Origin of the sequence: Caminibacter pacificus (genome assembly GCF_003752135.1) — a bacterium.
GTDB lineage: Bacteria > Campylobacterota > Campylobacteria > Campylobacterales > Nautiliaceae > Caminibacter > Caminibacter pacificus.
Genome location: NZ_RJVK01000001.1, coordinates 620,725 through 645,521, shown reverse-complemented (window position 1 = coordinate 645,521; position 24,797 = coordinate 620,725). Strand labels below are relative to the sequence as shown.

The following is a 24,797-nucleotide window of genomic DNA, read 5'->3' as shown; positions in this document are numbered from 1 at the left end:
GGAGCCTCTTAGTTTTTATATTCGATGCCTAATTTTTTAAGTGTTTCAAGAGTTAGAGCACCGCTTGCAAGGTTGTTGTCTTTTTGATAAGCATTAACCGCTTCAGTAGTTAATCTTCCGTAAATTCCGTCGATAGGACCTTTGTAGTAACCTTTTTCTTTAAGAGCTTTTTGTAGTTTAATTACTAAATCTCTTGTAAGGTTTGTTTTACATACGATTGGTTGCCATACAAGTTTAGAGTTTTCAACTTTAACTCTTTCAGTAATTGTTCTGTATTGAGCAGGGATAGTTTCTTTAAGAACTTTTGGCTCTTGAGCAAGTTCATATACTCTGATGTTTGCTTTTTTAGCAGGAATGATTTGTTTTTTGCAAGTAGCGTTTCTATCTACTACTTTAACTTTGATAGTTTTGTAAACCGCAGGAACAGTTACTTCTTTTACGTGAGCAGGTTCTACAAGAACTCTTTTTGTAATAGTTTTATATTTAGCAGGAACTTTTACGTAACACATAATGTCAGTTACTTTAGAACCGTTAAGAGCTTCACCTTTTTTCCATACAGTGTGAGCAGGCTCTACAAGTACTTTTTCAGTAACAGTTTTGTATTTAGCAGGAACTACTACGTATTTTTTAGTTTCAGGTTTTACAAGTACTTTTTTTGTTACAGTTTTATATACAGGTTCTGACGGAAGAACTCTATAAGCTTCTTCTCTTACTAGTACTTGCTCGGTTGCAGGTTTGAATTGTGCCGGAACGATTTTGATTTTTTCACCAGCTTCTTTTACTAAAACTCTTTTTGTTTCAGTTTTGTATTTCGGTGGAATTACCACTTTCGCATAACAATGTCCAGGTTGTGCGTTTGGAGGATATGGGTTGTTTACTTCTTCTTTTACGATTTTAGTCTCAATAACTTTTTTTACGATAACTTTTGGTTGAGTCTCTTGAGTCGTTTGAGTGTTTTGTGTCGTTTGAGCAGTTTGAGTAGCTGTTGTGTTCGTTGGCGCTACTTCAGTTTTGTTTGCACATCCGCTAAGAACGAATGCACCTGCAAGTGTCATACCGAGCAGTACTTTTTTGTTCATCTTCATCCTTTTTTTAGTGGTTTAATATACGATTAAAGTTTTATTAAAACTAAATGATACAAATATGATATTTTTTGCTTAGGGGTAAAAAATTAACTTAAAAATTAATATTCGTTACATATTTTCTAAATTAAAAATCTCAAATGTCGATTTTTAAAACAAAAAAGGCTTTAGTGTGGACGTCTCAATATTAAATCAAATCACCAAGTACGGTTTTATATTAAAACAAGGTTCGAAAGTTTACGCAAATAAAAGAGTGATAGAATTATTAGGGTTGAAAAAAAGAAATATTTTAAACGATTTGAATAAAATAGAAGAGATAAAAGAGTTTTTAAATTCAAAAAAAAGCGTTTTTAAAGAAATCGTGACAATAAAAACCAAAATCGAAACTAAACATATAAATTTTTATATTAAAAAAACAATTGACGGATTCATACTTTTAGCGGATGATTTTACGAAATATATTAGAGAAAAACATATTACCGATATCGTTATTTATATGAACGATGTTTTGGCAAAGTCTAAGAATGAAAACGAACTTTACGAGAAATTTATCAAAGCCGTAATTAAAAAAGCCAAATTTAACGCCTGTTTTGTTATGAAAAAGCAAAAAAACGCTCTTATCCCTGTAGCTTGGGGTAACGATACTGACGGACTTGATTGTATAAAAGACGTAACAATACCACTTGATGAGCAGACTCCTCTTTTAAAAACTCCGGTAGCAAAAGCTTTTTTAGACGGAAATATCTATTTTAACGACGATACGAGAATAAACCCGGATGTAGAACCTTTAAGAGAAGAGATGTTAAAAAGAAATTATTTAAGTTCTGTAGGTATTCCTATATTTAAAGGAAAAAAGGTAGAAGCAGTTATCTGTATTTGTAAAGATGAAGTCGATTTTTTCAAAGGGTATAAAAAACTTATCGAGTACATCTCAAAAGCTCTTTCGAAAACTCTTGAGAACCTGGAAGAGATAAAATTTAAAAACGTTTTGTTAAATGCAATTAACAAAGGACATGAGTGGGTTGTTATAACCGATAAAAAGGGGAAAGTAGTTTTTGTAAACGAAACGGTGGAGAAAATCACCGGTTATAAAAAATCGGAGCTTATAGGGAAAAATCCTAAAATTTTCAAAAGCGGACTTCATGACGAAATTTTTTATAAAGAGTTATGGGAAACTATAAAAAAAGGAAGAATTTTCGAAAGTATTATTATAAATAAGAAAAAGGACGGCTCTATTTTTTATCTGCTTGATAAAATAGTTCCTGTAGGGGATTATTATATTTCTCTTGGAAAAGATATTACAAATGAAAAAAAATATTTTCATTTGATTGAAGAGCTTAAATTCAAAGACCCGATTACGGGACTTTATAATAAAGAAGGATTTTTCAAACACGCCAGAGATTATCTCAAAAAATTCAAATACGAATCGCATATCGTTTTGGTAGTAGACGTTTATAATTTTAATGTTATCAATCACAAATACGGTATTACAGAAGGTGATGAGGTATTAAAACAGCTCGGTAAAAAATTAAGAACCGTATTTTTCGAAAGGGATTTGATATATAAATTTCATACGGTTAATATTACGCTTGGAAGATTCAACGGGGACGAATTCGCTATATTTTTGGAAAAAGCGGATGAAGAGTGTATTCCTAAGATTTTGAATAAACTCTATGAAGTTTTCAGTGGTACGTATAAAGTTAAAAATGAAAAAATAAAACTCGATTATAACGCCGGAATTTCGGTTTATCCAAAAGACGCTTGCGATATTGAAGATTTGTTAAACAATGCTTCTATCGCTTTAATAAACGCAAAAAAAGAGGGGCCTAATATCGTAAAACTTTATTCAAAAGAGTACAGTAAAGAGATTTATAAATTCAATGATATTCTGAACTTAATAAAAACTTCTCTTGAAAAAAATAGATTCGAACTTTTCTTTCAGCCTATAGTCGATGCCGAAAAAGAAAATATAGTTGCGGCGGAGGGGCTTTTGAGAATAAGAGAAAAATCTAAAATCATTACTCCCGGAGTTTTTATAGACGTACTTGAAAATAGCAATTATTCTTTAAATGTTTCAATGAAAATGCTTGATAACATCGAAAATATTCTAAAAAATACGAAAAACGTTAAACTCTCTTACAATCTTTGCGAAAAACAATTCAGAAACACTCAAGCGATAGACAAACTGATAAATATCGGTAAAAAATTTCCTTATAGACTTCAAATCGAGCTTATCGAAAGAGTACTTATAAACGAAAAATTATATTCTCAAAAAGTTTTAGAAAAGCTAAAAGACAACGGAATATTAATCGCAATTGACGATTTCGGTACCGGATATTCTTCGCTAAGCTATATAAGAGAACTTCCGGTGGATATAATTAAAATCGATATCAGTTTTATTCGAAAAATGATGCAAAACCATAAAGATATGGCGATTGTGAAAACGATTATCAACCTCGCAAAAGAGCTTGATATCAAAACGGTTGCCGAGGGAGTGGAAGACGAATCGCAAGTTGCTATTTTAAAGGCCCTGGGTTGTGATTATATTCAAGGATTTTATTATTACAAACCTATGCCGAAAGAGGAGTTTTTAAAACTTCTCTAATTGCGCTTTTTATTGATATAATACAAAAAACTCTTTTGGAGAAAAAATGAAAATTTATATCAATAAAAGCGCGTATGAAAAGTTAAAAAAAAGATTTTTATGGATATACCAAAACGAAATTACGAAAGCTCCCGAGTGTGACGCCGGAAGCGTCGTAGATGTGTATTATAAAGATACTTACGTAGCAACCGCTTTTTATAATTCTCTAAGCAAAATAAGCGCAAGAATCATAAGTTTTGAAAAAACTCATCTTGATAAAAACTTTTTTAAAAAAAGAATAGAAAAAGCGATAAAAAAAAGAGAGCTTATAAAAAACACCAACTCCTTAAGACTTATTCACTCAGAAGCCGATTTTTTACCGGGACTTATAGTCGATAAATACGGAGATAATTTGGTAGTTAGTTTTACGACTGCCGGGATGGATAATTTCAAAGGAATAATTATCGAAATTTTAATAGAGCTTTTAAACCCGAAAGGCATATATGAAAAAGGCGATAAAATAAGAGAAAAAGAGGGGCTTGAAGTTATAAACCAAACTCTTTACGGCAGTGTGGATGATGAATTTGTAATAGTGGAAAACGATAAAAAGTTTTTTACTTCACTAAAAGAAGGACAAAAAACCGGATTTTTTTTAGACCAGAGAAAAAATAGAAAAATAGTAGGAGAATTCGGAAACGAAAAAACTCTTGATTTATTCGCAAATGCTGGGGGATTCGGAATCTATGCGAATGCGAAATTTACCAAATTCGTAGAAATCTCAGCCCTTGCTTGCTCTCAAATAGAAAAAAACTGCACTCTTAACAATCTAAAAAATTATCAAATCATAAAAGCGGACGTATTTAAATTTTTGGAGAATGAAAAAGAAAAATACGACCTTATAATTATAGACCCTCCGGCTTTTGCCAAAACCAAAAGCGCAAGAAAAGGAGCGATTAAAGGCTGGAAATATTTAATTGTTAACTCCTTAAAACTTCTTGAAGAGGGAGGGTTTTTGGCATTATTCAGCTGTTCGCACTCCATTACTTCAAAAGACCTTTTGGATTTGGCTTTAAGCAGTGCCGTAATTGAAAAATGCGACTTGGAAGTAATCGAATTTTTAAAACAAGACATTGACCACCCGTATTTGCTAAACGTACCGAATTCTTTGTATTTAACAGGCGTACTTTTAAGGAGAGTTTAATGAAAATTTTATTTATAAGACATTCGCTTGCAGTGGATAGGGACGAATTTAGGGGGCACGATTTTGAGAGACCTTTGAACGAAAAAGGAAAAAAAAGAGCCAAAAAATTTTTTGAAAAAGTAAAAAAAATCTATCCGGATATCGATTATATAATCACCTCAACGGCACTTAGAGCAAAACAAACCGCAGAAATTTTAAAAAACTTTTATCCTCAAGCTGTGTATGAGGAGACGCCTCTTTTGCTGCCGGGAGCAGGTTTGGAGGAGCTAAAAAAAGTATTGAAAAATGAGGGAGTAATAGCGATAGTCGGGCATGAGCCGGATTTGAGTAACTTCATAAAAGAGATAATGTATGCTCCGAATCTTAAAATAAAACTCCAAAAGCCTTCGTTAGCCGAGCTTGAAGAGGGTGTTTTAAAATCGCTATTACAATACAAACAATTAAAGGCTCTTGATGAAAAAAATCATTCTTAAAATAATAGACGAAACGGCAAAAAAGCAAGATAGTGACTTGATAGAGACTTTTAGCGTTTATTTGGCTAATATTGTGAGTGCGAACGAAGATTTTGAGAGAGTTTCTTTAAAACTTTTCGATTTGAATCGTTTTAGCAATAACGAAATAGAGATATTAAGAGATTTTTTCGACTCTTTAAAAGAGGGTGAGTATCTGATTTCTCACAAAGAAGAGATTATAGAGAATTTTTCTATGTTTTTTAATGAAAAAAGTGCCGATAATTTGGCTCTATTTTTTGCGCCGTTCATCTCAAGAGACGCACTTCTTTCTCAAAATCCGGATAAAATACGAAACGATTTATTAAAATACCCCAAAGAAATAAGCGAAGCGATAATAAAATCGCTTGAAATGCTCTCTTTGGCTAAAAAAATAGACGATAACCAAGAGATTTTAAAAGAAGTTTTGAATACCATAATCATTTTAAACGTAGTAATGAAATTTTTCGGAGGCGATAATGACATTAAATGATTTGCAAAAACACATAAAAATAATAGACACTCCACTTGATATAAACCTTGAAATACCTCATCTTGCGTATATAGAAGCTAAGAAAAAAGAGCCTAAGATTTTGATGTTTACCAATCCGATTGAGGGTGATAAAAAATTCGATATGCCGGTTGTTATGAATATTTTTGCAAACGATGAGGTGGTAAGAGATATTTTCGGGCGCGACCTTGATGAGATTGCCGGTGAGATTGAGAGCCTTATAAAAATGAAACCTCCAAAAACTCTTAGTGAAAAATTAAAAGCGTTCGGGAAGCTCTTTGCGATAAAAAACACAATCCCTAAGAGTGTAAAATCGGGAGATTGTCAATATCACGTATATGAAGGAGAAGCTGCAAAACTTAGCAATTTACCTATTCTTAAAACATGGGAGCTTGACGGCGGAAAATTTATTACAATGGGGCAGGTTTATACCAAAAGTCTTGACGGAAGCGTTAGAAACGTAGGAATGTACAGACTTCAGGTGTATGATGACAAGCGTCTCGGGCTTCATTGGCAGATACATAAAGATAGCGCTCATCTTTTTTGGGAGTATAAAAAAGCAGGCAAAAAAATGCCCGTTTCGATTGCCATAGGGGGAGACCCTCTTTGGACATGGTGTGCGACGGCTCCTATGCCTCCCGGGATTTTTGAGGTAATGCTTTACGGATTTGTAAGACGCGAAAATCCTAAGCTCGTCAAATGTATAACCAACGACCTCGAAGTACCAGCGGATGCGGATATAGTGATTGAGGGATGGTGTGACCCTAATGAAATGGAAATAGAGGGAATGTTTGGAGACCATACCGGATATTATACGCTTAAAAAACCTTTTCCTGTTATGCATGTCGAAGCTATTACGACAAAAAAAGACCCGGTGTTTTACGCGACGGTTGTCGGAAAACCACCTTTGGAAGATAAATATATGGGGTATGCTACCGAGAGAATATTTTTGCCTCTACTTAAAACCACTTCGCCCGATTTAATTGATTACGCAATGCCTGAAAACGGAGTTTTTCATAACCTGATTCTTTGTAAAATAGCTCCGAGATACCCGGGGCATAGTATGCAAGTTATGCATAGTCTTTGGGGTGTGGGGCAGATGAGTTTTGTAAAACACGCAATATTTGTCGCAGAAGACGCACCTGAACTTAGGGATTATGAAAACATTACAAGGTATATTCTTAATAATTTCGACCCGCAAAAAGTACTTATCAGCAAAGGCGTGGTGGACGAGCTTGACCATTCGAGCGTAGAAGAGTTGGTGGGCGGTAAGCTTGGAGTGGACGCAACGTATTCAATGGAAAATGGAAAATGTAAAATGGAAAATGTTGTAGTGCTAAGTGATGAAGAGTTGTTTGAGAAAATAAAAGCGCTTGATGAGAGTGTGGAGGAGATAAAGCAGTATATGACCGATACGAAAAATCCTATTTGTGTAATTAAGTTTAATAAAACAAAGCCCGCAAGGGAGATTTTCGATAAGCTAAAAAAACTCAAAAATCACTTAAGAATTGTGGTGTTTATAAATACTCCAGAAACATTCAACCCTTATATGCTTGTATGGAGAGTGACAAACAATATCGATGCTTTAAGAGACGTGTGGATTGAAGAAATAATAGGAATCGACGGAACGAACAAAAGCGAAATAGACGGGTTTAATCGCGAATGGCCGCCTGATGTGGATACTACGCCGCAAGTTTTGGAAAAACTTAAAAGTTTGGGATTGATTGAGGGAATAAGCGAAGAGGAGCTTAAAAAATATCAGGTTATATAAGAGTCGTTTTTACGAATTCTTCGAACTTTATTAGCTCTTCTTTATCTTCGCTTTCATAAATTACTTCTATTTCCATATTGTTTGAAGTATAAATCAAAAACGTACATTCGGGTTTTAGAGGATTGTTTATTACCGGGTTTAGGGTATAAAAAAGAATCGCTTCTTTTTTGATTTTTAGCTCTTTTATCTCTTTTGAGTTTAGTTTCACTATCGAATTAATACTTTCTTTATCCGTTTTTAATATAATAGCGTTAGCGGAGTCGTCAAATTCGATTAATTTATTATACATCGAAGTCCTTTTTTTTGAAATTATACAATAAGGAGTTGAAAATTATTAACCAAATAATATCCGAAATAGAAAAAGTGATAAAAGGTAAAAAAGAGAAAATCAAAATCATCCTCGCTTCATTTTTTGCCGATAAACACGTTTTGATAGAAGACGTCCCGGGAGTTGGAAAAACAACGCTTGCAAAAACGATTGCCAAGGTTTTGGGGCTTGAATTCAAAAGAGTCCAATTTAGCGCCGATATGCTTCCAAGTGATATTGTGGGGGTTAATTATTTCGATATGCAAAAAAAAGAGTTCGTTTTTAAAAAGGGGCCGATTTTTACCGAAATTTTACTTGCTGATGAGATAAACAGAGCCACTCCAAAAGCCCAAAGCGCACTTCTTGAAGCTATGGAAGAGAGACAAGTGAGTGTGGACGGGAAGACATATAAACTAAGTGAAAATTTTTTCGTAATAGCCACACAAAACCCAAAAGAACACGGAATATATCCTCTTCCTCTTTCACAGCTTGACAGATTCGGGATTTGTATATCTTTGGGGTACCCTGAGAGGGAATTTGAAAAGCTTATATTAAAATCCGAAAGAATAGAAATAAACTCTTTTAGCGGTATCGAAAAATATAAAAGAAAAGCAAAAGAGATTTTCACAGATGAAAAAATATACGATTTGGTTTTGGATTTGGGGAAAATAAGCAGAGATATTTTTGAGACGGGTCTATCTACAAGAGCGCTTATTACGCTTCTTGAGATTTCAAAAGCTTATGCGATGATTGAGGGCAGGGATTATGTGATAGACGAAGACGTTTTTGAGATTCTCAAATACGTCACACCTCACAGATTGGAAGAAAATGCGGATAAAAAAATTATTCGACTCTACTATCAGGGTTAAAAAACATACCAAATTTTACGTAGCTCTATTTTTGATAGCGCTTTTTTTTATTGCCGGTTTCGTACATAATAACAACATCGCTTATATTGCGATGTTTTTTATTTTTTCGATTTTGTTTGTCAGTATGATAATGGGTAGGGTTTATATTAAAAAAGCCGAAGTTTTTATTCCTGATATTAAAATTTTTGCAAACAAAGAAGCGAATATCACTTTTTCATCGCCTTACTTGGTGGATATTGCACCAAAAAAAATCAAATTTTCAAAAAGAGGCTATCAAGAAGGCGAATTTTTTATAAAAAGCGATTATCCAATAGGAATTGCGACTTTTTACAAAAAAGTAAAAAAGAGATTTTTAGTATATCCAGAATTAAAAGGTGTTTCTTTAAAAGAGTATTTCGGCAAAGGTGAAGATTTTGAGAAGTTAAAAGAGTATGAGGGTGAGAGTATGAAATATATTCATTGGCCGAGTGTCGCAAAAGGCGACATAAAAGCCAAAAAATTTTCTTCGGGAGAGAATAAAAAAAGTGTTTTTTATTACGATTCGATAAACGGAGATAAAGAGATGAAAATTTCTCAGCTTGCGTTGTGGGCTTATGAAGCTTTTAGGGACAATATAGAGTTTCAAATAGTTTTGCCGTCAGTTATTATAGATTCGAAAGAGGGTTTTGATGAGGTTTTTAAAAAACTTGCGTTATATTGATATTTTACTTTTCGTATCGTTTTTGCCGCTTTTTTTCGCACTTCCTCTATTTATGAAAGCCTTTGTGGTTTTGGGAATTTATTTGGCATACAAAAAAAAGACGCTTTTAATTGCAATATTAGGATTTGCGGCTATATTTTTTAGTTTTAATATTTTCGAGCTTAAAAACTTCGACGTTTACGTTAGGTTTTTGGTGTCGCTTTTGATTTGGGCCGTATTGATGCAGCGAACGAAAGAGGAAAATTTCTATCTTAAAATTTCACCTTATCTCTTTTTCGGTTTTTCTATCGTTATTTTCCAAAATATTTATATGCTGATTTATGTTATTTTCGAAATATTCGTCTTTTTATATTTTGCCGTAAAAGAACATTCAAAAGAACCTCTTAAAACTTCTTTAAAAATTTTTATTTTTTCTTTGCCGGTAGTTGTGATTTTGTTTTTGTTTTTTCCAAGAGTATCACAAAAGCATTTTTTATTCGGATTTACCTCAAATACGGCAATTTCGGGCTTTAGTAACGTAATAAATACGAATACGAAATCGATAAAACTCCTTAATTTACCGGTACTTGAGTTAAAACTCCCGAAAAGTTACGGAAAACTCTATTTAAGAGGAGCAGTTTTTTATAAGCAGATAAACGGAATTTGGGTGAAAGGTTTTTCAAAAGATAAACTTATAAGTTTCACTAAGCCCGTAACCTATACGCTAAAAGAGTACCCGACTTTGAATAGAGTAATTTTCGGAGTCGATTTACCGATTCAAAGCAATTACGGATATAGAGACGGGAATTTTATTTTTTATTCCAAAAAAACGATAAAAAGACCTCTTTTTGTAAAAATGACAAGTGTGTTGAATTATGAATTAAAACCGCTTTTTTTGCCAAAAGGCGCTTTAGAATACGACAAAAACTACAACAAAAACGCTCAAAAACTCCTAAAGCCTCTTTTAAAAGAGAAAAATATAAACGAACGATTAAAAAAACTTATAGAAATTTTTAAAGCCCAAAAAGTTATTTATACGCAAAATCCGGGCAAAATAGACGGAAAAAATATCGTTGACGAGCTTTTTAGTAAGAAAAAAGGTTTTTGTATTCATTTTGCGTCCGCTTTTGCCATTGCGGCGAAAATAGTAAAAATTCCAAGCAGGGTCGTTAGCGGATATATGGTGAGTAATAATAAAAACGGATACTGTAAAGTCTACGAAAAAAACGCTCACGCATGGGTCGAAGTGCTTATAAATGACAGGTGGAAAAGAATAGACCCTACTGATTTTGCATATAAAGTGACAAAAGAAGTAAGAAACGAATATAAAATCGATAAATTTGACTTTTATATGTCATATGTAAGATTTTTGGTTGAAGAGTGGGTTTTAAGGTATAATACGTTAAAACAAAAGAAATTTTTCAAATTTTTAAAAGCTCATTTTTTTGAATTTTTAGCACTTTTTTCTTTTTTCGTTGTGTTGATTTTCGTTTTTGCAAAGAGAATAGATACGAAAAAAGAGTTACTCCAAGAGCTGTATAAAAAGCTTGGCGCAAAACCGCAAAACCAAAGCGTTTATAAGTTTCTAAAACAATTTAACGACCCGAAACTCGATGAAATAAACGAGCTTTATAACAAAATCACGTTTTACAAATCGACCAAATCCGATATCAAAAAATTAAAACGTCTTATTAAAGAGTATAGGAGAAATTAATGAATTTAAAGAGTTTTTTTCTTTTTAAAGGTCTTGATGATAAAGATATTGAAGAAGTGAAAAAATTCACAATCGTAAAAAAATTAAAAAAAGACGAAATAGTTTTTTACGAAAAAGAAAATCCGGCATACTTACATCTTTTGGTTGAGGGCGTTGCAAGAGTATATAAAGTCGATAGCAAAGGAAACGAGCTTATTATTCATAAATTCAGTCCCGTAAGTCTTATAGCCGAGCTTGCTAATCTTGAAAATATGCCCTATCCGGCAAACTGCGCTATGGATAGTGACGGGGTGATTTTGAAAATAGAGTTTGAAAAATTTAAAAAGTTTATGAAAAAAGGTGATGTCTGTTTTTCTATTATGAGTTCTCTGCTTAGAAAAATGAAATATCTCGACGGGCTTATTCAAGCCAATTTGGTACTTGATACCGAGACGAAAATTGCAAAGTTTATTTATGAAAACCCTGAAGCTTTTGAAGATTTAAAACAGCATTCGATTGCGAGTCTTTTGAATATAAAACCCGAAACTTTAAGTAGAAAGTTGAAAAAATTCAAAGAACTCGGTATTATAGAAAATATAGGCTCAAAACTGAAAGTAAAAAACAGAGAACTTATAAAAGAAAATTTCACATGGTAAGGAGGTGCATTGAAATACAGAGCATATAACGCGAAAAGTTTTAAACAAATCGAGCAAGTAAAAACCTATATGAAACCTGAAGACATAAAAGAGATAGAGATAGCTTCGCTTGTTTTTCCTTTTAAGGTCAATAATTACGTCGTGACTCTTATCGATTGGCAAAACTACAAAGACGACCCGATTTTCAGACTTGTTTTTCCTCAAATGGAGATGTTAAAACCTGAACATAAAGAGAAGCTTTTAAAAGCGTTGGATGACGAGGATAAATTACAAAAAACTATCTACGATATCAGAATGAGCCTAAACCCTCATCCGGCGGGACAACAGGCAAATATTCCGGAAATTAACGGAAAAAAACTTGAGGGGTCTCAACACAAATACAAAGAAACGATTCTTTTTTTCCCGAAACAAGGTCAAACGTGTCATGCGTATTGTACTTTTTGTTTCAGATGGCCTCAATTTACGGGAATTGACGAACTTAAATTCGCAAGTAAAGAGGTTGAGGTTTTAATCGAATACATAAAAGCTCATCCTACCATTACGGATTTGCTATTTACAGGAGGAGACCCGCTTGTAATGAGCTCTAAACTTCTTAGAGCTTATATAGAGCCAATATTGAAAGCTAAAATTCCACATCTTAAAAATATCAGATTCGGCTCTAAAGTTTTAGGGTTTTGGCCTTATAGATTCGTAAGTGACAGCGATAGTGAAGATTTGTTAAATCTTTTTAGAGAAATCGTAGATAGCGGATATCATTTGGCGTTTATGGCGCATTTTAATCACTATAAAGAGCTTGAGGGCGAAATCCTTGAAAAAGCTGTCCGAAATATAAGAAAAACCGGAGCTATTATAAGAACTCAAGCGCCGGTGCTTAGACACATAAACGCAAGCAGTGAAGTTTGGGAAAAAATGTGGAAAAGACAAGTGGCTCTTGGAATGATTCCTTATTATATGTTTATGCCGCGCGATACCGGGGCAAAGCATTATTTCGAGCTACCGCTATATGAAGCATGGAAAATATATAAAGGCGCTATTAGTAAAGTCAGCGGACTTGCAAGAACTGTAAGAGGTCCGAGTATGAGTGCTACACCCGGTAAAGTTGCTGTGGTTGGTGTTAATGAGATTAATGGAGAGAAAGTGTTTGTTTTAAATATGCTTCAGGCTAAAAATCCGGAGCTTGTAGATATTCCGTTTTTTGCTAAATTCGATGAAAAAGCCACTTGGATAGACGAGTTAAAACCGGCGTTTGCCGATAAGTTTATCTTCGATTAGGGCTTTGCCCCTACCATATTGAAAAATCCGGCCGTAACCGTATCCATTGTTGCTATATGATTTTCAAGCCACGGTAAAAAGTGGTCGTTAAAATATCTCTCAAGCATTTCGTAATTATCTAAGTGATTTTTTAGTTGATATAGCTCGTTTAGGATTCTGTCGTGTTCCATTTTGTGAGGTATTTTTGCAAAAAAATCGTATTTTTCCATTAAGTTTTGCTCGAACTCAAAATGATTTTCCACATCTTTTACGAATTCGTCGAATATTTCTTCGAGATTTTCTCTGTTTTTTATAGCGTTTAGGAGTTTTTGTAGTATTTCACCTTCTTTGTCGTGGATTTCGTTCATTGGTTCAAACGCAACTCTTTTTAATTCCATAAATTTCCTTTTTTGGTCGGTATTTTAATAAAAAAAAGGCTAAGAAGCCAGGAAGGAGGGCGGGTTGTTTAAACGAATCAGCCTGCGAGTTCTTTTCCGAAATCTTTGTGAATATCTCCTGAAATTACTCCTAAGTTGAAGTTTTGTACTAAGAAATTAACGATATCTTCGTTTGCAAATTGAGGAGCGTTCGGTCCGATATAGATATCTTTAATTCCAAGGCTAAGCAATGCAAGTAAAATGATAATCGCTTTTTGTTCCATCCACATAAGAGCGATTGATACCGGAAGTTCGTTGATATCTTCGATTCCAAGAGCGTTTGCAACCGCAAGTGCGATATGAACCGCTCCGTTCGAGTCGTTACATTGTCCTAGGTCGATGTATCTTGGAATGTCAGTACCAGGTACGGTTCCGAAATCTACGTCGTTGAATCTGAATTTACCACAGCTACTTGTGATAATGATATGGTCTTTCGGTACTGCAAGTGCAAGTTCTCTAAAGTAGTCTCTTTTTCTACCAGGTGCGTCACATCCTGCAATTACCCAAACTCTTTTTAATTTTCCTTCTTTAATCGCATCAAGTACTTTCGCTCCGTAAGCTTCAAGTACGGTTTTGTAATGATGTCCTGTTGCGATTTTTTCGTCGCTATCGAATCCCGTAATATCAGGAAGTTCTAAAGTATGGTCGATTAGCGGGTCGAAATTGTCGTTTTCAATTTTTTTAGCACCTTCGATACCTACGATTTTGTAAGTGTATAGTCTGTCGATATAGTTTTTAACTTTTCCTGATTTTTCAGGCGGTACGATACAGTTCGTATTTACTACGCACGTTCCGTTCCATTTGCTGAAGATGTCAGTTTGGTCGAACCACGCTTTACCGATGTTTCCTTTTAGGTTTTTATATTTTCTTAGATGAGGATATCCGTGAGCCGGTAACATTTCCGAGTGAGTATATACGTTGATTTTATCACTAAGTCCTCTTTCTTCAATTCTTTGAAGTAATTTTTCAAGCATATCGAGGTTGTGTCCAGAAACAAGGATACCTTTTCCTTCCGCTTTATTTTGAGTAACTTCTACAGGTGTAGGGATACCAAGAGCTTTTGTATGAAGTTCGCTTAGTAAATCCATTACTTTAACACCTGCGTTTCCTACTCTCATAAGTTGAGCGATATGCTCGTCAAAATTGAAGTTTACGTTTGTAAGTGTGAAATATAATGTTTCAGCAGTTACGTCATCAATATCCATTAATGTTTTCCATTCAGCTTCATCACCGAATTTTTCGATTAATTCTCTTGCGTGTTCTCTATATGCGCTAAGACCTCTTAGTCCGTATGTCATTAAGTCTTGAAGTCTTGCTTTTGTCGCGTCTTTACCACAAACTCCTTTGCTTTCTCCGTGAGCTCCACACCCTCCAGGTGCGCTCATTTCACATTGCCAACATAAAAACGGCAAATCGCACGCTTGCTTTTTGCTTTCTTCTTTTTTACCGAAAAGTCCGAACATTTTTTCTCCTTTTGTATTTTGTATGTGAGAGTATTGTAGGATTTTAAAAGGAGAAATTCATTGACTAAAATCAATGGAGCTTGAAATTAGTAAAATTTATATCTATGGTATTGAATTTTTTGAGATTGAAGTTTAGTCTTGTAAGATATGAAATAATAGCCACACTCATTCCGGTTGCGATTACTACGTTGTAGTCGTTTGTAACTTCTAACGCCAAAACTATCGAAGTAAAAGGAAGTTTCATAAGTACTCCCATAAAAACGGCAGCTCCTATAGCCGCGAAATAAAAAGGCTCTATGTTTAAATGAATAAGATTTAAAAGTTCCGCAAATCCGTATCCTACAAGCGCACCGATACTCATAAGAGGCACGAACATACCTCCGATGGCATTTGAATAGATTGAAAAAGCGGTTGCTATGATTCTTAAAAGAAGAATTTCGATTATTAATAAAAAAGGAATATGATAGGCGTTGTTTATAAGATAGGTGACGATATTGTGTCCCGTAAAGCCGGCATATGGATTGATATATATGATAAGAGCTATTGTTACTCCACCGATAATCGCAAAAATCAAATCTTTAATAATTCCGAATTTATTAAAAAGCTTCAAATTTAATAAATAGAGAATTTTGTCTTGCAAAATAAGATAAAAATAGATAAAAAACGTAATAAACGGAATAAATAGCATCGTATAATAGATATATTTCAAATCTATCTCTCTTCCGGCTGAAAAAATAAAATGAAAAGGTTTAAGATATAAAACCGAAACGGTAAAAGCGGCAAGGCTTCCTACGATTATGAATTTAAGATATGTTTTTACAAAATTATAAGCAATGCTTTCCAAGGCAAATGCTATTCCGGTTATAGGGGATACGAAAATAGCGGCTATTCCGCTGCTGGCACCAACACTGATAATCGGTTTTATTAGTTGGCTTGGAAGTTTGAAAAGTTTATGGATTTTATATGCAATCATAGCGCCTATTGCCGCACTCGGACCTTCGTTTCCAACAGCAAAGCCGCTACCGATAGATAGAGCGGAAGCTATGATTTTTAATAAAAGGTTTTTAATCGTAATCATCTCTTTGTCTTTTTCTACGATTTCGGCAATTTCGCTAACTCCGTACTCTTTTACGCTTTTATCGACTGAGACGATAAAATTTACGATTAAAATCGAAAGAGTAGGTATCAAAACCAAATACCACAATGGAAGATTATGAATCGTTTCTAAAGGGTCTCCTCTATATAAAAATTTTGAAATGAGTTTTGTTAAGATATCGTATACGACTACTAAAAACCCGCTGATAAATCCGGTAAGTAAAGAGGCGAGCAAAAAATCTCTTATTAATGATAGTTTTGTAAGGGATTGTTTTAAGATTTTTACCGGGTTTAGAGTCATCTTTTCCCTTTTTTTGAAGGTTTTCAATTATAACACATTTATGATATTATCAAATTAAAAAAAGGTCTTAAATGCTCGAATCGATATACAAAAACAGATGTCCGAGATGTCACGGCGACATCACTTCAAACAGGCTTCAAAACGGAGAGTTTTGCGATAAATGTATGAGTGAGATTAAATCGTTTGAAAATTGTGAAAATTTAATGTTTTATGAAAAATTTTGCAAAGCAAAAGAGAAATTGGAAGAATTTAACGATTTTTTTCATTCAAAAACAGGTAATGATTTGAGCGATATTCAAAAAATGTGGGCTAAGAGATATTTTTTGGATAATTCGTTTGCTCTTCTTGCTCCGACAGGAATAGGAAAAACTACATTCGGGCTTTTACTCAGTGCGTTTGAGAAAAACTCTTATATTATATTCCCAACAAAACTTCTTGTGCTTCAAGCTCTTGAGAGGTTTAAATCTTGGGGGATAGATGTTTTGGCATATACGGGTAAAAAACAAGAAAAAGAGAAAATAAAAAGCGGTGAATACGATATTTTGATTACGACCACTCAATTTTTGTATAAAAACAGAGAAATCATAAATAAAGATTTTAAACTTGTTTTTGTAGATGATGTTGATTCTATTCTTAAAAGTGCCAAAAAAATCGATGACGTTTTGTCGCTTGTTGGATTTTCAAAAGAAGATATTGACGAAGCATTGAGGCTGATTGAAAAAAAAGAGTACGAAAAACTTCAGGAATTTCAAAAAAAGAAAAAAGGCAATCTGATAGTCTCTTCGGCTACGGCGAATCCTAAAAGTAAAAGAGTGCTTTTGTTTAAGTATCTTTTGGGATTTGAGATTAGCAGACCCAACTTGTCATTAAGAAACGTAATCGATTCGTACGACGTTGAATATTCCTGGCAAAAGTCGGTTGAATGGATAAGAAGGCTTGGCAGAGGCGGACTTTTGTTTTTACCTGGTAACGAATCCAAAGAAAAGGTTTATGAATATATAGAGTTTTTGAAAAAAAATTCGATAAAGGCCTATTCTTATGAGGAATTTGAGGAAAAAATCGAAGAATTTAAAAAAGGAGAGTGTTTTTTCGTAGGGTTTGCGAGTTATAAAAACCCTCTTGCCAGAGGAATAGATTTGCCTGAGTTCATCAGATATACGCTTTTTGTCGGTGTGCCGAAAATGGAGTTTAGGCTTAGTGAAGATAATTACAGGAGTTTGTATTTTATATTGCTCAGCGTTTATCCTTATCTTTTGAAAAATAATATTTTAAACGAGGATGAAAAAATCGAATTTCAAAAAGCTATAGAATTTATGAAAAAGTACGTATTTTTTAGCGTATTGCATCCGAACGTCGAAAAAAAACTGAGTGAAATTTCTCAAAAAATAAAAAAGTTTATTAAAAAATACGAAAACGAAATAAAAAACTCTCCGGAAATCAGTTTTGACTCGGAAAAGTTAATAGTTGCGGATATTACAGGATATATTCAAGCAAGCGGAAGGTCGAGTAGATTTTATAAAGGGCATCTTACAAAAGGGCTTGCTTTAACGCTTGTGGATAATCAAAAGGCTTTTTATTCTTTAAAAAAGAGACTTTCTTGGTTTGTTAAAAACGAATTTGTGGATATTAATACTCTTGATTTGGATGAGATCTTAAAAGAAATTGACGAAAGTAGAAAAAGCGAAGAAAAAATAGCTCTAAAAACTACGTTTGTGGTCGTCGAATCGCCGACAAAAGCAAAAACCATAAGCGAATTTTTCGGTAAAGCTTCAAGAAGAGTGATTGAGGGAGTGAGTGTTTATGAGATATTGAGCGAAAATAGGGTACTGCTTATTAGTGCGAGTATAGGTCATGATTTTGATTTGGTACATGATGAGGGTGTTTGGGGAGTTAAGGATAAATATATCCCGATTTTTCATGTTTTGGAAAACAAAGATAAAATTTTGGATGCTTTCAATCTAACTTCCGCCGAGGTTGAAGAGGTGATAATTGCAACCGACCCCGATAGAGAAGGAGAAAAAATTGCATTTGACTTGACACTAAACAACAAACCTTATAATTTCAACATCAAACGAGCCGAATTTCACGAAATCACCAAATACGCATTCGAAGAAGCTCTAAATAATTTAAGAGAAGTCAATAAAAATTGGGTGGCGGCTCAGTTTTTAAGAAGAATTTCGGATAGGTGGGTCGGATTTAAAATCTCTCAGTATCTCCAAAAACTTCTAAAAAACGCTCATTTATCCGCCGGAAGAGTACAAACACCGGTACTTAGGTGGATTTGTGAGAGGACGGAGAGTTTAAAAGAGAAAATTTATGTCGTTAGAGTGAGTGTTAGTGATGTAAATTTTGAGTTTGTTTTTGAAGATAAGCAAAAAGCAAAAGAGTTTTTTGAAAAAATAGATAAAGTCGTTATTAAAAAAGTATCTCAAGAAATTGAAAATTATATTTTTACCCCTTTCAATACTTCCGCTCTTTTGAAAGAAGCGGCTCTTAAGCTTAGATTTTCTCCTCAAAAAACGATGAAATTGGCCCAAGAGCTTTTTGAAAGCGGATTTATTACGTATCATAGGACCGATTCCATAAGAATTTCACCGCTTGGAGAGCATATCGCAAAAGAGTATATAAAAGAGAGATTCGGAAGCGAATTTGTAAAGCTTAGGAGTTTTGAAAGCAGCGGCGGAGCGCACGAAGCGATAAGAGCTACGAGCGCTATGGATGCGAACGATTTAAAAAGTTATCTTTTAATGAAAAACCTAAATTTAACAAACGAACATATAAAGCTTTACGATTTGATTTTTAGAAGGTTTATCGCTTCTCAAATGAAAGAGGCGGTAGTAAAAAAAGAGAAATTCTCGCTTTTTGATAAAGAGTTTGAATTTTTAACCGAAATTTTAGAACACGGGTGTGATTTGGTATATGAAATTGAGATAAAAAAAGTAAATGAAGGCGAATTCAAAGCGAAAAAAGAGATTTTCGAAAAAAGTAAATTCACTCCTTTTACCTATGCCGAGGTTATAGATACGATGAAAGAAAAAGGAATCGGAAGACCTTCAACTTATGCAATTACTATCGAAAAACTGCTTGAGAGAAAATATATTATAGAAAAACACGGCTTTTTATTTGCGACAAGACTCGGGTTTAAAGTGATAGATATTTTAGATAAAAGCGAATATAAAGAGTTTGTAAGCGAAGAATTTACAGCCAAACTTGAAGAGTTAATGGATGAAATAGAAGAGGGAAAAGGCGATTATAAAAAAGAACTGATTAAGCTTTTTTCTTTACTCTTTTAAGTTTTTCGATTCCTTTTAGGTCTTCTTCATTCCATTGATAATATGTTCCGAATACTCTATCCCAAATATCAGTCGTAATTCCGTGGTTCATTTTAGGTTTTTTGTGATGAACGAAATGAAACTCTTGCATATATCTCCAATATTTGCTCGAAAATTCACGTCTATGCATAATGTGGTGCATAATTCCGTAGTTGAAATATCCAAGAGCCATACCTCCTACGATGGCAAAAGCGTCTCCAAGAGGCATAATGAAATGAAATAACCATACGAAAATCGAAGCTATAAGCGCACTCATAAAAAACGGCATAGCGTCGTAACTAAATGGGTTTTGGTGATGGTGTGCGTGTCCTTCAATGAAAACTTTTAAAGGATGGTTTTCGTGAAAAAGCCAAGCATGTACGGCGTATTCTATAAATGTAAATATGATAACTCCAAGAACAAAAAGAGCGATACTCGCCCATACGTCTTTTGAGTAAATTATACTCAATACTAAAAACACAAGAGCTGTTAAACCGTCAGTTATCAAGCTTAGATAATAGTTCCACTTGCTTGCGGTTACTTTTAAAATTAAATCTTTCATTTACCCCTCCTTAACCAGGACTTATACTTATAATAATTTAGAATTATATCAAAGCTAACGTTATTTTAATATTAATTTCATATATTTGTTATAATCCCCAAAAAAAAGGATTCAAGATGATATTTAAAGACAGAACTGAGGCCGGAAGACTTCTTGGAGAAAAAATAAAAGAATTAATTCAATCCGGAAGAATTGTAGATCCTGTTGTAGTAGCTTTGCCAAGAGGCGGAGTACCTGTGGCTGCAGAAATTGCAAAAGAAATCAATGCTCCTCTTGATATTTTGTTCGTTAAAAAAATACCGTCTCCCGTAAATGAAGAAGCTGCGATAGGTAGTGTAAGTGAAAGCGGTCTTGTTTTTGTAAATACTAATGCTATTGAAACTTTAAAAGCTAGAGGAATTGATGTTGACGAATCTTATATTCAACAAAAAGCGCTTGAAAAAATTCAAGAAATGGCAAGAAAAAGAGATACTTATAAAGTAGAGCCTTTACCTCTTGAAGGAAAAGATGTTATTTTAGTAGATGACGGTATTGCGACGGGAGCGAGTATGTATCTTGCCGCTCAAAGCGTTGTTAGAGATATGCCAAGAAGCATCACTATTGCGGCACCGGTTGCACCTGCGGATGAAAATGTACTTGAAATGCTTAGAAAAGTCTCTCATAATCTCGTAATTTTGGAAACTCCTCCTATGTTTATGAGTGTGGGACAATGGTATGAGGATTTTCATCAGTTGAGCGATAAAGAAGTTAAAGAAATATTGTCTCAATTTAGATGAACTTGACAAATCAATAAACTTGAGTTATAATAACTAAAATTAATTTAAGGAGGGGCTAATGGCAAAATTAACACCATTTGAACAAGAAGTAGTTGAAAGATTCAAAGAAGCAATTGAACTTAATAAAGAAAAACCGGGACTTGGAAATATCGATATTCATAAAACAAGAGAGCTGATAAAAGATGCGGGTGCTATTTTACTTGATGTAACGTTGCCTAATTTGGTAGAAGGTGAAAATGCTGAAGAAGCCGGAATTCCGACAGCGTACTATACTCCGTATCCGGAATTTACGGAATATTTGGATATTTTACCTGAAGATAAAACTCAGCCTATCGTAGTTGCTTGTAGAAAAGCGTTTTTTGCTAATAGAGTAAAAGGTCTTCTTGACGTGCTCGGATATAAAAACGTATTCGTAATGACTGACGATATCAAATATTTAATCGAAGCCCATAAAGCTCATACGGAAGGTTAATTCTTCTTTTTTTCTTCTTTTTGTTATTTTAATTTCATTTTTCTTCGGTATAGTTTCAATAAAAAAAAGTGAGAGATAGTGAATCGAAAAATCTTAGTCGTTGAAGATGAAAAATTACTTAATGATACTATAAGTACTTTTTTAACTTATAGTGATTATGATGTTGTTAGTGCTTATGACGGAATTAGCGCGGTAGAAATGGCAAAACAGCATAATCCCGATTTGATTTTACTTGATGTGATGTTACCATGTATGTTGGGATATGACGTTGCAAAAGCGATTAGAAAATTCAGTAGCGTGCCTATTTTGTTTTTGACTTCTATCGAAGATAAAGAGAGTAAACAAAAAGCTTTTGAAGCGGGAGCTACGGATTATCTCTCAAAAAGTATCGATTTAAGCGTTCTTGTAGAAAAGATTAATCAAATATTAAAATAAGTGTCAAAGGATTGTCAAATTTTAATAAAAAAAGGAAAAAAAGTTTCCTTTTAATATAAACATTGATTGTTTATAAATCTTCCGTTATTTTGTGTACATTCATATTCATCTCTTGTAACTCTTTGGATGTGAATATATCCAGGTTTGCCGTTTGACCAATGTCCTGAAGCATAAAAGTCATTTATATTTCCTGTTAATTTACCTTTGAAAACGGCATTATTAGGGTATTTTCCGTTAAAAGTAAAATCTAATGTTAAGGTTTCACTGTTTTTATTATATTTCCAACTAAATTTTTGATTATAAGTCATTTTTTTATTAAATGCGTATTCGCTAAATTGTCCCGTATTATTGGCATATAATACAAGATAGGTATGGTATTGATCGAACGTTCTTTTCGGGTCGGTTAATTTATAATATCCGATAAACGAATATTTTGTAGCGTTTTTAATAGTTGTTTTCTTTTCAAGGTTTATTTTATTAAGATGAGAGATGTTTAAGTTTCCGTCTTTTATAATATGTGCTTCAACTCTTCTATTTAAAAATCTTCCTTGGGGAGTGTCATTTGAAGCGATAGGTGCGTATTCTCCGTATCCTACGGCATAAACTTTATCTTTGTCTACTCCCATTTCTATTAGTTTGTTTACTACGGCTTGTGCTCTTTTTAATGATAATTTTTCATTGTATTTTGCATTTCCCGTAGAGTCGGTATGTCCTTGTAATTCCGCCCCGTAGCCTGTATTTTTTAGATATTGTGCCAATTTTTTTATTTGAGGTATGTATTTCGGTTTTATTTTATAGGAATTACTATCGAAATTGATATTAAACTTAAATGTGTCTCCGTTCCAATTGTTAGAAACAATTTTCAGTTTCTTTGATATTTTATTGATATATTCATTTAAGCTCATACTGTTTTTGGCATCGAAATACTCACCGTTTGCAGCTTTAGCTATTTTTTCTAATGATTTTTTTGTAAAAGTATCAACACCGTAACCTATTACATAAAGTTGAATATCCGCACCGTATTTTTGTTTTAACATTCTTGCTTGATAAACGGGGTCTCCGTTACATGTCTCTATACCGTCGGTAATTAAAATAATTTTTACCGGCTGATGCACGGCTTTTATAAAATCACCAGCTTTTTTTAAAGAGTAAGCAAGTGGAGTTTTATTTTCGGGTTCGATTTTATCTGCGGTATTTATTACTTGATTGATATTGTCGGTAGGCGGTACGAGTAGTTTAGTGCTGCCGCAACCGTGATTAAATGCCATTAAAGAAATATTTACTTTTTTTGTGTCTACTTTGTTTAAAATATCTTTTAATGATTCTTTTGCTGCATTCATTTTTATTTTACCGCTTGAATCTTTTTCTCCCATACTTCCTGAGCCGTCTAAAATGATAAGCAATACCGGTTTGTCGGATTTAATTTTGGAATAAGAAATTTCTTTTTGTTCGTTAGGATTTGAAAAAGTTTTATTAATAAATGTTTTTGTTTTTTGAGTAATTTGGTTTAATTCCACACAACCTGTGAAAGATAATATAAAAATTGAAGTTAAAAGTATCTTAAATATATTTCTCGATTTCATGAAATACCCCTTTTTCGTTTGAATCTATTTGATTAAAATATAAAATAAGAAAGGAAGGAAATTATTTATTTTTCCCTCTTACATAACCTTCGATGATAAATCTTAGTGCGTTAAGTTTAATAAAGCCTTCAGCGTCTTTTTGATTATATACGCTATCTTCTTCAAATGTAGCAAATTCAGGACTGAAGAGTGATTTTGGAGATTTTCTTCCAACAACTTGTACGTTTCCTTTGTAAAGTTTGAGCCTTACGGTTCCCTCGACATTTTTTTGAGTATTGTCGATTAGTTTTTGAAGAGCTTCTCTTTCAGGCGCAAACCAAAATCCGTTATAGATAAGCTCTGCGTATTTTGGCATTATTTCATCTTTTAGATGAGCTTCACCTTTATCAAGTGTAATGCTTTCAATCGCTCTATGGGCTTTTAAAAGAATCGTACCTCCCGGAGTTTCATAGCATCCGCGTGATTTCATACCGACAAATCTATTTTCAACGATATCGATTCTACCGATTCCGTGTTTTTTTCCGTATTCGTTTAGAGTTTCAAGAATTTGAGCCGGAGTCATTGCGCTTCCGTTGATTGCAATAGGGTCTCCGTTTTTAAATTCTATTTCGATATATTCTGGTTTATCAGGAGCTTTTTCAGGGGCTACCGTCCATCTCCACATATCTTCTTCAGGCTCAGCCCAAGGGTCTTCCAAAATTCCGCCTTCATAAGAAATGTGAAGTAGGTTTGCATCCATTGAATAAGGAGATTTTTTTCCGTGTTTTTGAATAGGAATTCCGTGTTTTTCCGCATATGCAAGAAGTTTTTCTCTACTATTCAAATCCCACTCTCTCCAAGGAGCGATAACTTTAATATCAGGTTTTAGCGCGTAATATCCAAGCTCGAATCTCACCTGGTCGTTTCCTTTTCCTGTCGCGCCGTGAGCCACCGCTTCTGCGCCTACTTGTTTTGCGATTTCTATTTGTCTTTTTGCAATTAACGGTCTTGCAATTGAAGTCCCAAGAAGATATTCACCCTCATAAATAGCATTCGCTCTAAACATAGGAAATACGTAATCTCTAACAAACTCTTCTCTTAAGTCTTCAATAAAGATGTTTTCAGGTTTTACGCCAAGTTTAAGTGCTTTTTCTCTTGCTTCTTCTACTTCTTCACCCTGTCCGATATCAGCCGTAAACGTTACAACTTCCGCATTGTATTTATCTTGAAGCCATTTTAAAATAACACTCGTATCAAGTCCGCCGCTATAAGCCAAAACTACTTTCATCGA

The 24,797-nt window shown here is 33.8% G+C and carries 22 protein-coding genes; 14 read left to right on the top strand and 8 right to left on the bottom strand.

The annotated features are described in order from the left end of the window. Positions 1 to 8: 8 nt before the first annotated feature. A complete protein-coding gene (locus EDC58_RS03355) occupies positions 9 to 1,079 on the bottom strand; it encodes a peptidoglycan-binding domain-containing protein (protein WP_235823161.1) in 1,071 nt (356 codons plus the stop codon). A 175-nt stretch (positions 1,080 to 1,254) separates the two neighbouring features. Between EDC58_RS03355 and EDC58_RS03350 the strand changes: the two genes are divergently transcribed. The 5 genes from EDC58_RS03350 to EDC58_RS03330 are packed head-to-tail and all read left to right on the top strand — an operon-like array spanning position 1,255 to position 7,637. Next, entirely contained in the window at positions 1,255 to 3,687 is a 2,433-nt protein-coding gene (locus EDC58_RS03350; protein ID WP_123352086.1) for a bifunctional diguanylate cyclase/phosphodiesterase, read from the top strand. Between the two features lie 46 nt (positions 3,688 to 3,733). Then, positions 3,734 to 4,867 carry a class I SAM-dependent rRNA methyltransferase gene (locus EDC58_RS03345; RefSeq protein ID WP_123352085.1) on the top strand — a complete coding sequence of 378 codons (1,134 nt, stop codon included), beginning with the start codon at positions 3,734 to 3,736 and terminating at the stop codon, positions 4,865 to 4,867. Continuing rightward, complete coding sequence (locus tag EDC58_RS03340) at positions 4,867 to 5,340, top strand: SixA phosphatase family protein (RefSeq protein WP_123352084.1); 474 nt, start codon at positions 4,867 to 4,869, stop codon at positions 5,338 to 5,340. The genes EDC58_RS03345 and EDC58_RS03340 overlap by 1 nt, the downstream gene beginning before the upstream one ends. After that, complete coding sequence (locus EDC58_RS03335; protein WP_123352083.1) at positions 5,321 to 5,848, top strand: hypothetical protein; 528 nt, start codon at positions 5,321 to 5,323, stop codon at positions 5,846 to 5,848. Before EDC58_RS03340 ends, EDC58_RS03335 begins: the two co-directional genes overlap by 20 nt. Then, complete coding sequence (locus tag EDC58_RS03330; RefSeq protein WP_123352082.1) at positions 5,835 to 7,637, top strand: menaquinone biosynthesis decarboxylase; 1,803 nt, start codon at positions 5,835 to 5,837, stop codon at positions 7,635 to 7,637. Before EDC58_RS03335 ends, EDC58_RS03330 begins: the two co-directional genes overlap by 14 nt. On the opposite strand, the gene EDC58_RS03325 is transcribed toward EDC58_RS03330, so the two are convergent. Further along, on the bottom strand, positions 7,630 to 7,926 hold the full coding sequence (locus tag EDC58_RS03325) for a hypothetical protein (protein WP_123352081.1): 297 nt from the start codon (positions 7,924 to 7,926) through the stop codon (positions 7,630 to 7,632). The two genes, EDC58_RS03330 and EDC58_RS03325, sit on opposite strands and share 8 nt — an antisense overlap. 35 nt (positions 7,927 to 7,961) lie before the next feature. Here EDC58_RS03325 and EDC58_RS03320 point away from each other — a divergent pair, with 35 nt between their 5' ends. From EDC58_RS03320 to EDC58_RS03300, 5 genes are read left to right on the top strand one after another with little or no spacing between them, the layout of a single operon-like run. Next, a complete protein-coding gene (locus EDC58_RS03320) occupies positions 7,962 to 8,813 on the top strand; it encodes an AAA family ATPase (protein WP_235823160.1) in 852 nt (283 codons plus the stop codon). Continuing rightward, positions 8,773 to 9,513: a DUF58 domain-containing protein gene (locus tag EDC58_RS03315; RefSeq protein ID WP_123352080.1), complete on the top strand. Its 741-nt coding sequence runs from the start codon at positions 8,773 to 8,775 to the stop codon at positions 9,511 to 9,513. The genes EDC58_RS03320 and EDC58_RS03315 overlap by 41 nt, the downstream gene beginning before the upstream one ends. Further along, positions 9,482 to 11,206 carry a transglutaminase TgpA family protein gene (locus tag EDC58_RS03310; RefSeq protein WP_123352079.1) on the top strand — a complete coding sequence of 575 codons (1,725 nt, stop codon included), beginning with the start codon at positions 9,482 to 9,484 and terminating at the stop codon, positions 11,204 to 11,206. The genes EDC58_RS03315 and EDC58_RS03310 overlap by 32 nt, the downstream gene beginning before the upstream one ends. Continuing rightward, positions 11,206 to 11,841 carry a Crp/Fnr family transcriptional regulator gene (locus tag EDC58_RS03305; RefSeq protein WP_123352078.1) on the top strand — a complete coding sequence of 212 codons (636 nt, stop codon included), beginning with the start codon at positions 11,206 to 11,208 and terminating at the stop codon, positions 11,839 to 11,841. The genes EDC58_RS03310 and EDC58_RS03305 overlap by 1 nt, the downstream gene beginning before the upstream one ends. Before the next feature lie 9 nt (positions 11,842 to 11,850). Beyond that, positions 11,851 to 13,113: a KamA family radical SAM protein gene (locus EDC58_RS03300; protein WP_123352077.1), complete on the top strand. Its 1,263-nt coding sequence runs from the start codon at positions 11,851 to 11,853 to the stop codon at positions 13,111 to 13,113. Here the strand turns inward: EDC58_RS03300 and EDC58_RS03295 are convergent. The 3 genes from EDC58_RS03295 to EDC58_RS03285 form a co-directional block, all read right to left on the bottom strand. Continuing rightward, entirely contained in the window at positions 13,110 to 13,490 is a 381-nt protein-coding gene (locus EDC58_RS03295) for a bacteriohemerythrin (RefSeq protein WP_123352076.1), read from the bottom strand. The two genes, EDC58_RS03300 and EDC58_RS03295, sit on opposite strands and share 4 nt — an antisense overlap. A gap of 77 nt (positions 13,491 to 13,567) precedes the next feature. Continuing rightward, positions 13,568 to 14,992, bottom strand: coding sequence for a hydroxylamine reductase (gene hcp / locus EDC58_RS03290; RefSeq protein WP_123352075.1), 1,425 nt, complete (start codon positions 14,990 to 14,992; stop codon positions 13,568 to 13,570). Positions 14,993 to 15,062: 70 nt separating this feature from the next. After that, complete coding sequence (locus tag EDC58_RS03285) at positions 15,063 to 16,388, bottom strand: chloride channel protein (RefSeq protein WP_123352074.1); 1,326 nt, start codon at positions 16,386 to 16,388, stop codon at positions 15,063 to 15,065. A gap of 71 nt (positions 16,389 to 16,459) precedes the next feature. Between EDC58_RS03285 and rgy the strand changes: the two genes are divergently transcribed. Next, positions 16,460 to 19,681: a reverse gyrase gene (rgy, locus tag EDC58_RS03280; protein ID WP_123352073.1), complete on the top strand. Its 3,222-nt coding sequence runs from the start codon at positions 16,460 to 16,462 to the stop codon at positions 19,679 to 19,681. Here rgy and EDC58_RS03275 read toward each other — a convergent pair. Beyond that, positions 19,656 to 20,261, bottom strand: coding sequence for a sterol desaturase family protein (locus EDC58_RS03275; RefSeq protein WP_123352072.1), 606 nt, complete (start codon positions 20,259 to 20,261; stop codon positions 19,656 to 19,658). The two genes, rgy and EDC58_RS03275, sit on opposite strands and share 26 nt — an antisense overlap. Before the next feature lie 116 nt (positions 20,262 to 20,377). Between EDC58_RS03275 and EDC58_RS03270 the strand changes: the two genes are divergently transcribed. From EDC58_RS03270 to EDC58_RS03260, 3 genes are all read left to right on the top strand, one after another. Further along, entirely contained in the window at positions 20,378 to 21,037 is a 660-nt protein-coding gene (locus tag EDC58_RS03270) for a phosphoribosyltransferase (protein WP_123352071.1), read from the top strand. 58 nt (positions 21,038 to 21,095) lie between these two features. Next, on the top strand, positions 21,096 to 21,509 hold the full coding sequence (locus EDC58_RS03265) for a rhodanese-like domain-containing protein (protein ID WP_123352070.1): 414 nt from the start codon (positions 21,096 to 21,098) through the stop codon (positions 21,507 to 21,509). A gap of 78 nt (positions 21,510 to 21,587) precedes the next feature. Beyond that, the gene (locus EDC58_RS03260; RefSeq protein ID WP_170151105.1) at positions 21,588 to 21,944 is read left to right on the top strand and encodes a response regulator transcription factor; all 357 of its coding nucleotides are present in this window, start codon (positions 21,588 to 21,590) and stop codon (positions 21,942 to 21,944) included. A 50-nt stretch (positions 21,945 to 21,994) separates the two neighbouring features. Here the strand turns inward: EDC58_RS03260 and EDC58_RS03255 are convergent, their stop codons facing one another. Both EDC58_RS03255 and EDC58_RS03250 read right to left on the bottom strand, forming a co-directional pair. Then, positions 21,995 to 23,527 carry an OmpA family protein gene (locus EDC58_RS03255; protein WP_123352068.1) on the bottom strand — a complete coding sequence of 511 codons (1,533 nt, stop codon included), beginning with the start codon at positions 23,525 to 23,527 and terminating at the stop codon, positions 21,995 to 21,997. Positions 23,528 to 23,588: 61 nt separating this feature from the next. Beyond that, positions 23,589 to 24,794, bottom strand: a complete 1,206-nt coding sequence (locus tag EDC58_RS03250) for an argininosuccinate synthase (RefSeq protein WP_123352067.1) — start codon at positions 24,792 to 24,794, stop codon at positions 23,589 to 23,591. Between the last annotated feature and the right edge of the window lie 3 nt (positions 24,795 to 24,797).

Coding starts and splice junctions, on each gene's coding strand:
- EDC58_RS03355 (WP_235823161.1), bottom strand. CDS start 1,079: ATGAACAAAAAAGTACTGCTCGGTATGACACTTGCAGGTGCATTCGTT.
- EDC58_RS03345 (WP_123352085.1), top strand. CDS start 3,734: ATGAAAATTTATATCAATAAAAGCGCGTATGAAAAGTTAAAAAAAAGA.
- EDC58_RS03340 (WP_123352084.1), top strand. CDS start 4,867: ATGAAAATTTTATTTATAAGACATTCGCTTGCAGTGGATAGGGACGAA.
- EDC58_RS03335 (WP_123352083.1), top strand. CDS start 5,321: ATGAAAAAAATCATTCTTAAAATAATAGACGAAACGGCAAAAAAGCAA.
- EDC58_RS03330 (WP_123352082.1), top strand. CDS start 5,835: ATGACATTAAATGATTTGCAAAAACACATAAAAATAATAGACACTCCA.
- EDC58_RS03325 (WP_123352081.1), bottom strand. CDS start 7,926: ATGTATAATAAATTAATCGAATTTGACGACTCCGCTAACGCTATTATA.
- EDC58_RS03315 (WP_123352080.1), top strand. CDS start 8,773: ATGCGGATAAAAAAATTATTCGACTCTACTATCAGGGTTAAAAAACAT.
- EDC58_RS03310 (WP_123352079.1), top strand. CDS start 9,482: ATGAGGTTTTTAAAAAACTTGCGTTATATTGATATTTTACTTTTCGTA.
- EDC58_RS03305 (WP_123352078.1), top strand. CDS start 11,206: ATGAATTTAAAGAGTTTTTTTCTTTTTAAAGGTCTTGATGATAAAGAT.
- EDC58_RS03295 (WP_123352076.1), bottom strand. CDS start 13,490: ATGGAATTAAAAAGAGTTGCGTTTGAACCAATGAACGAAATCCACGAC.
- hcp (WP_123352075.1), bottom strand. CDS start 14,992: ATGTTCGGACTTTTCGGTAAAAAAGAAGAAAGCAAAAAGCAAGCGTGC.
- EDC58_RS03285 (WP_123352074.1), bottom strand. CDS start 16,388: ATGACTCTAAACCCGGTAAAAATCTTAAAACAATCCCTTACAAAACTA.
- rgy (WP_123352073.1), top strand. CDS start 16,460: ATGCTCGAATCGATATACAAAAACAGATGTCCGAGATGTCACGGCGAC.
- EDC58_RS03275 (WP_123352072.1), bottom strand. CDS start 20,261: ATGAAAGATTTAATTTTAAAAGTAACCGCAAGCAAGTGGAACTATTAT.
- EDC58_RS03270 (WP_123352071.1), top strand. CDS start 20,378: ATGATATTTAAAGACAGAACTGAGGCCGGAAGACTTCTTGGAGAAAAA.
- EDC58_RS03265 (WP_123352070.1), top strand. CDS start 21,096: ATGGCAAAATTAACACCATTTGAACAAGAAGTAGTTGAAAGATTCAAA.
- EDC58_RS03255 (WP_123352068.1), bottom strand. CDS start 23,527: ATGAAATCGAGAAATATATTTAAGATACTTTTAACTTCAATTTTTATA.
- EDC58_RS03250 (WP_123352067.1), bottom strand. CDS start 24,794: ATGAAAGTAGTTTTGGCTTATAGCGGCGGACTTGATACGAGTGTTATT.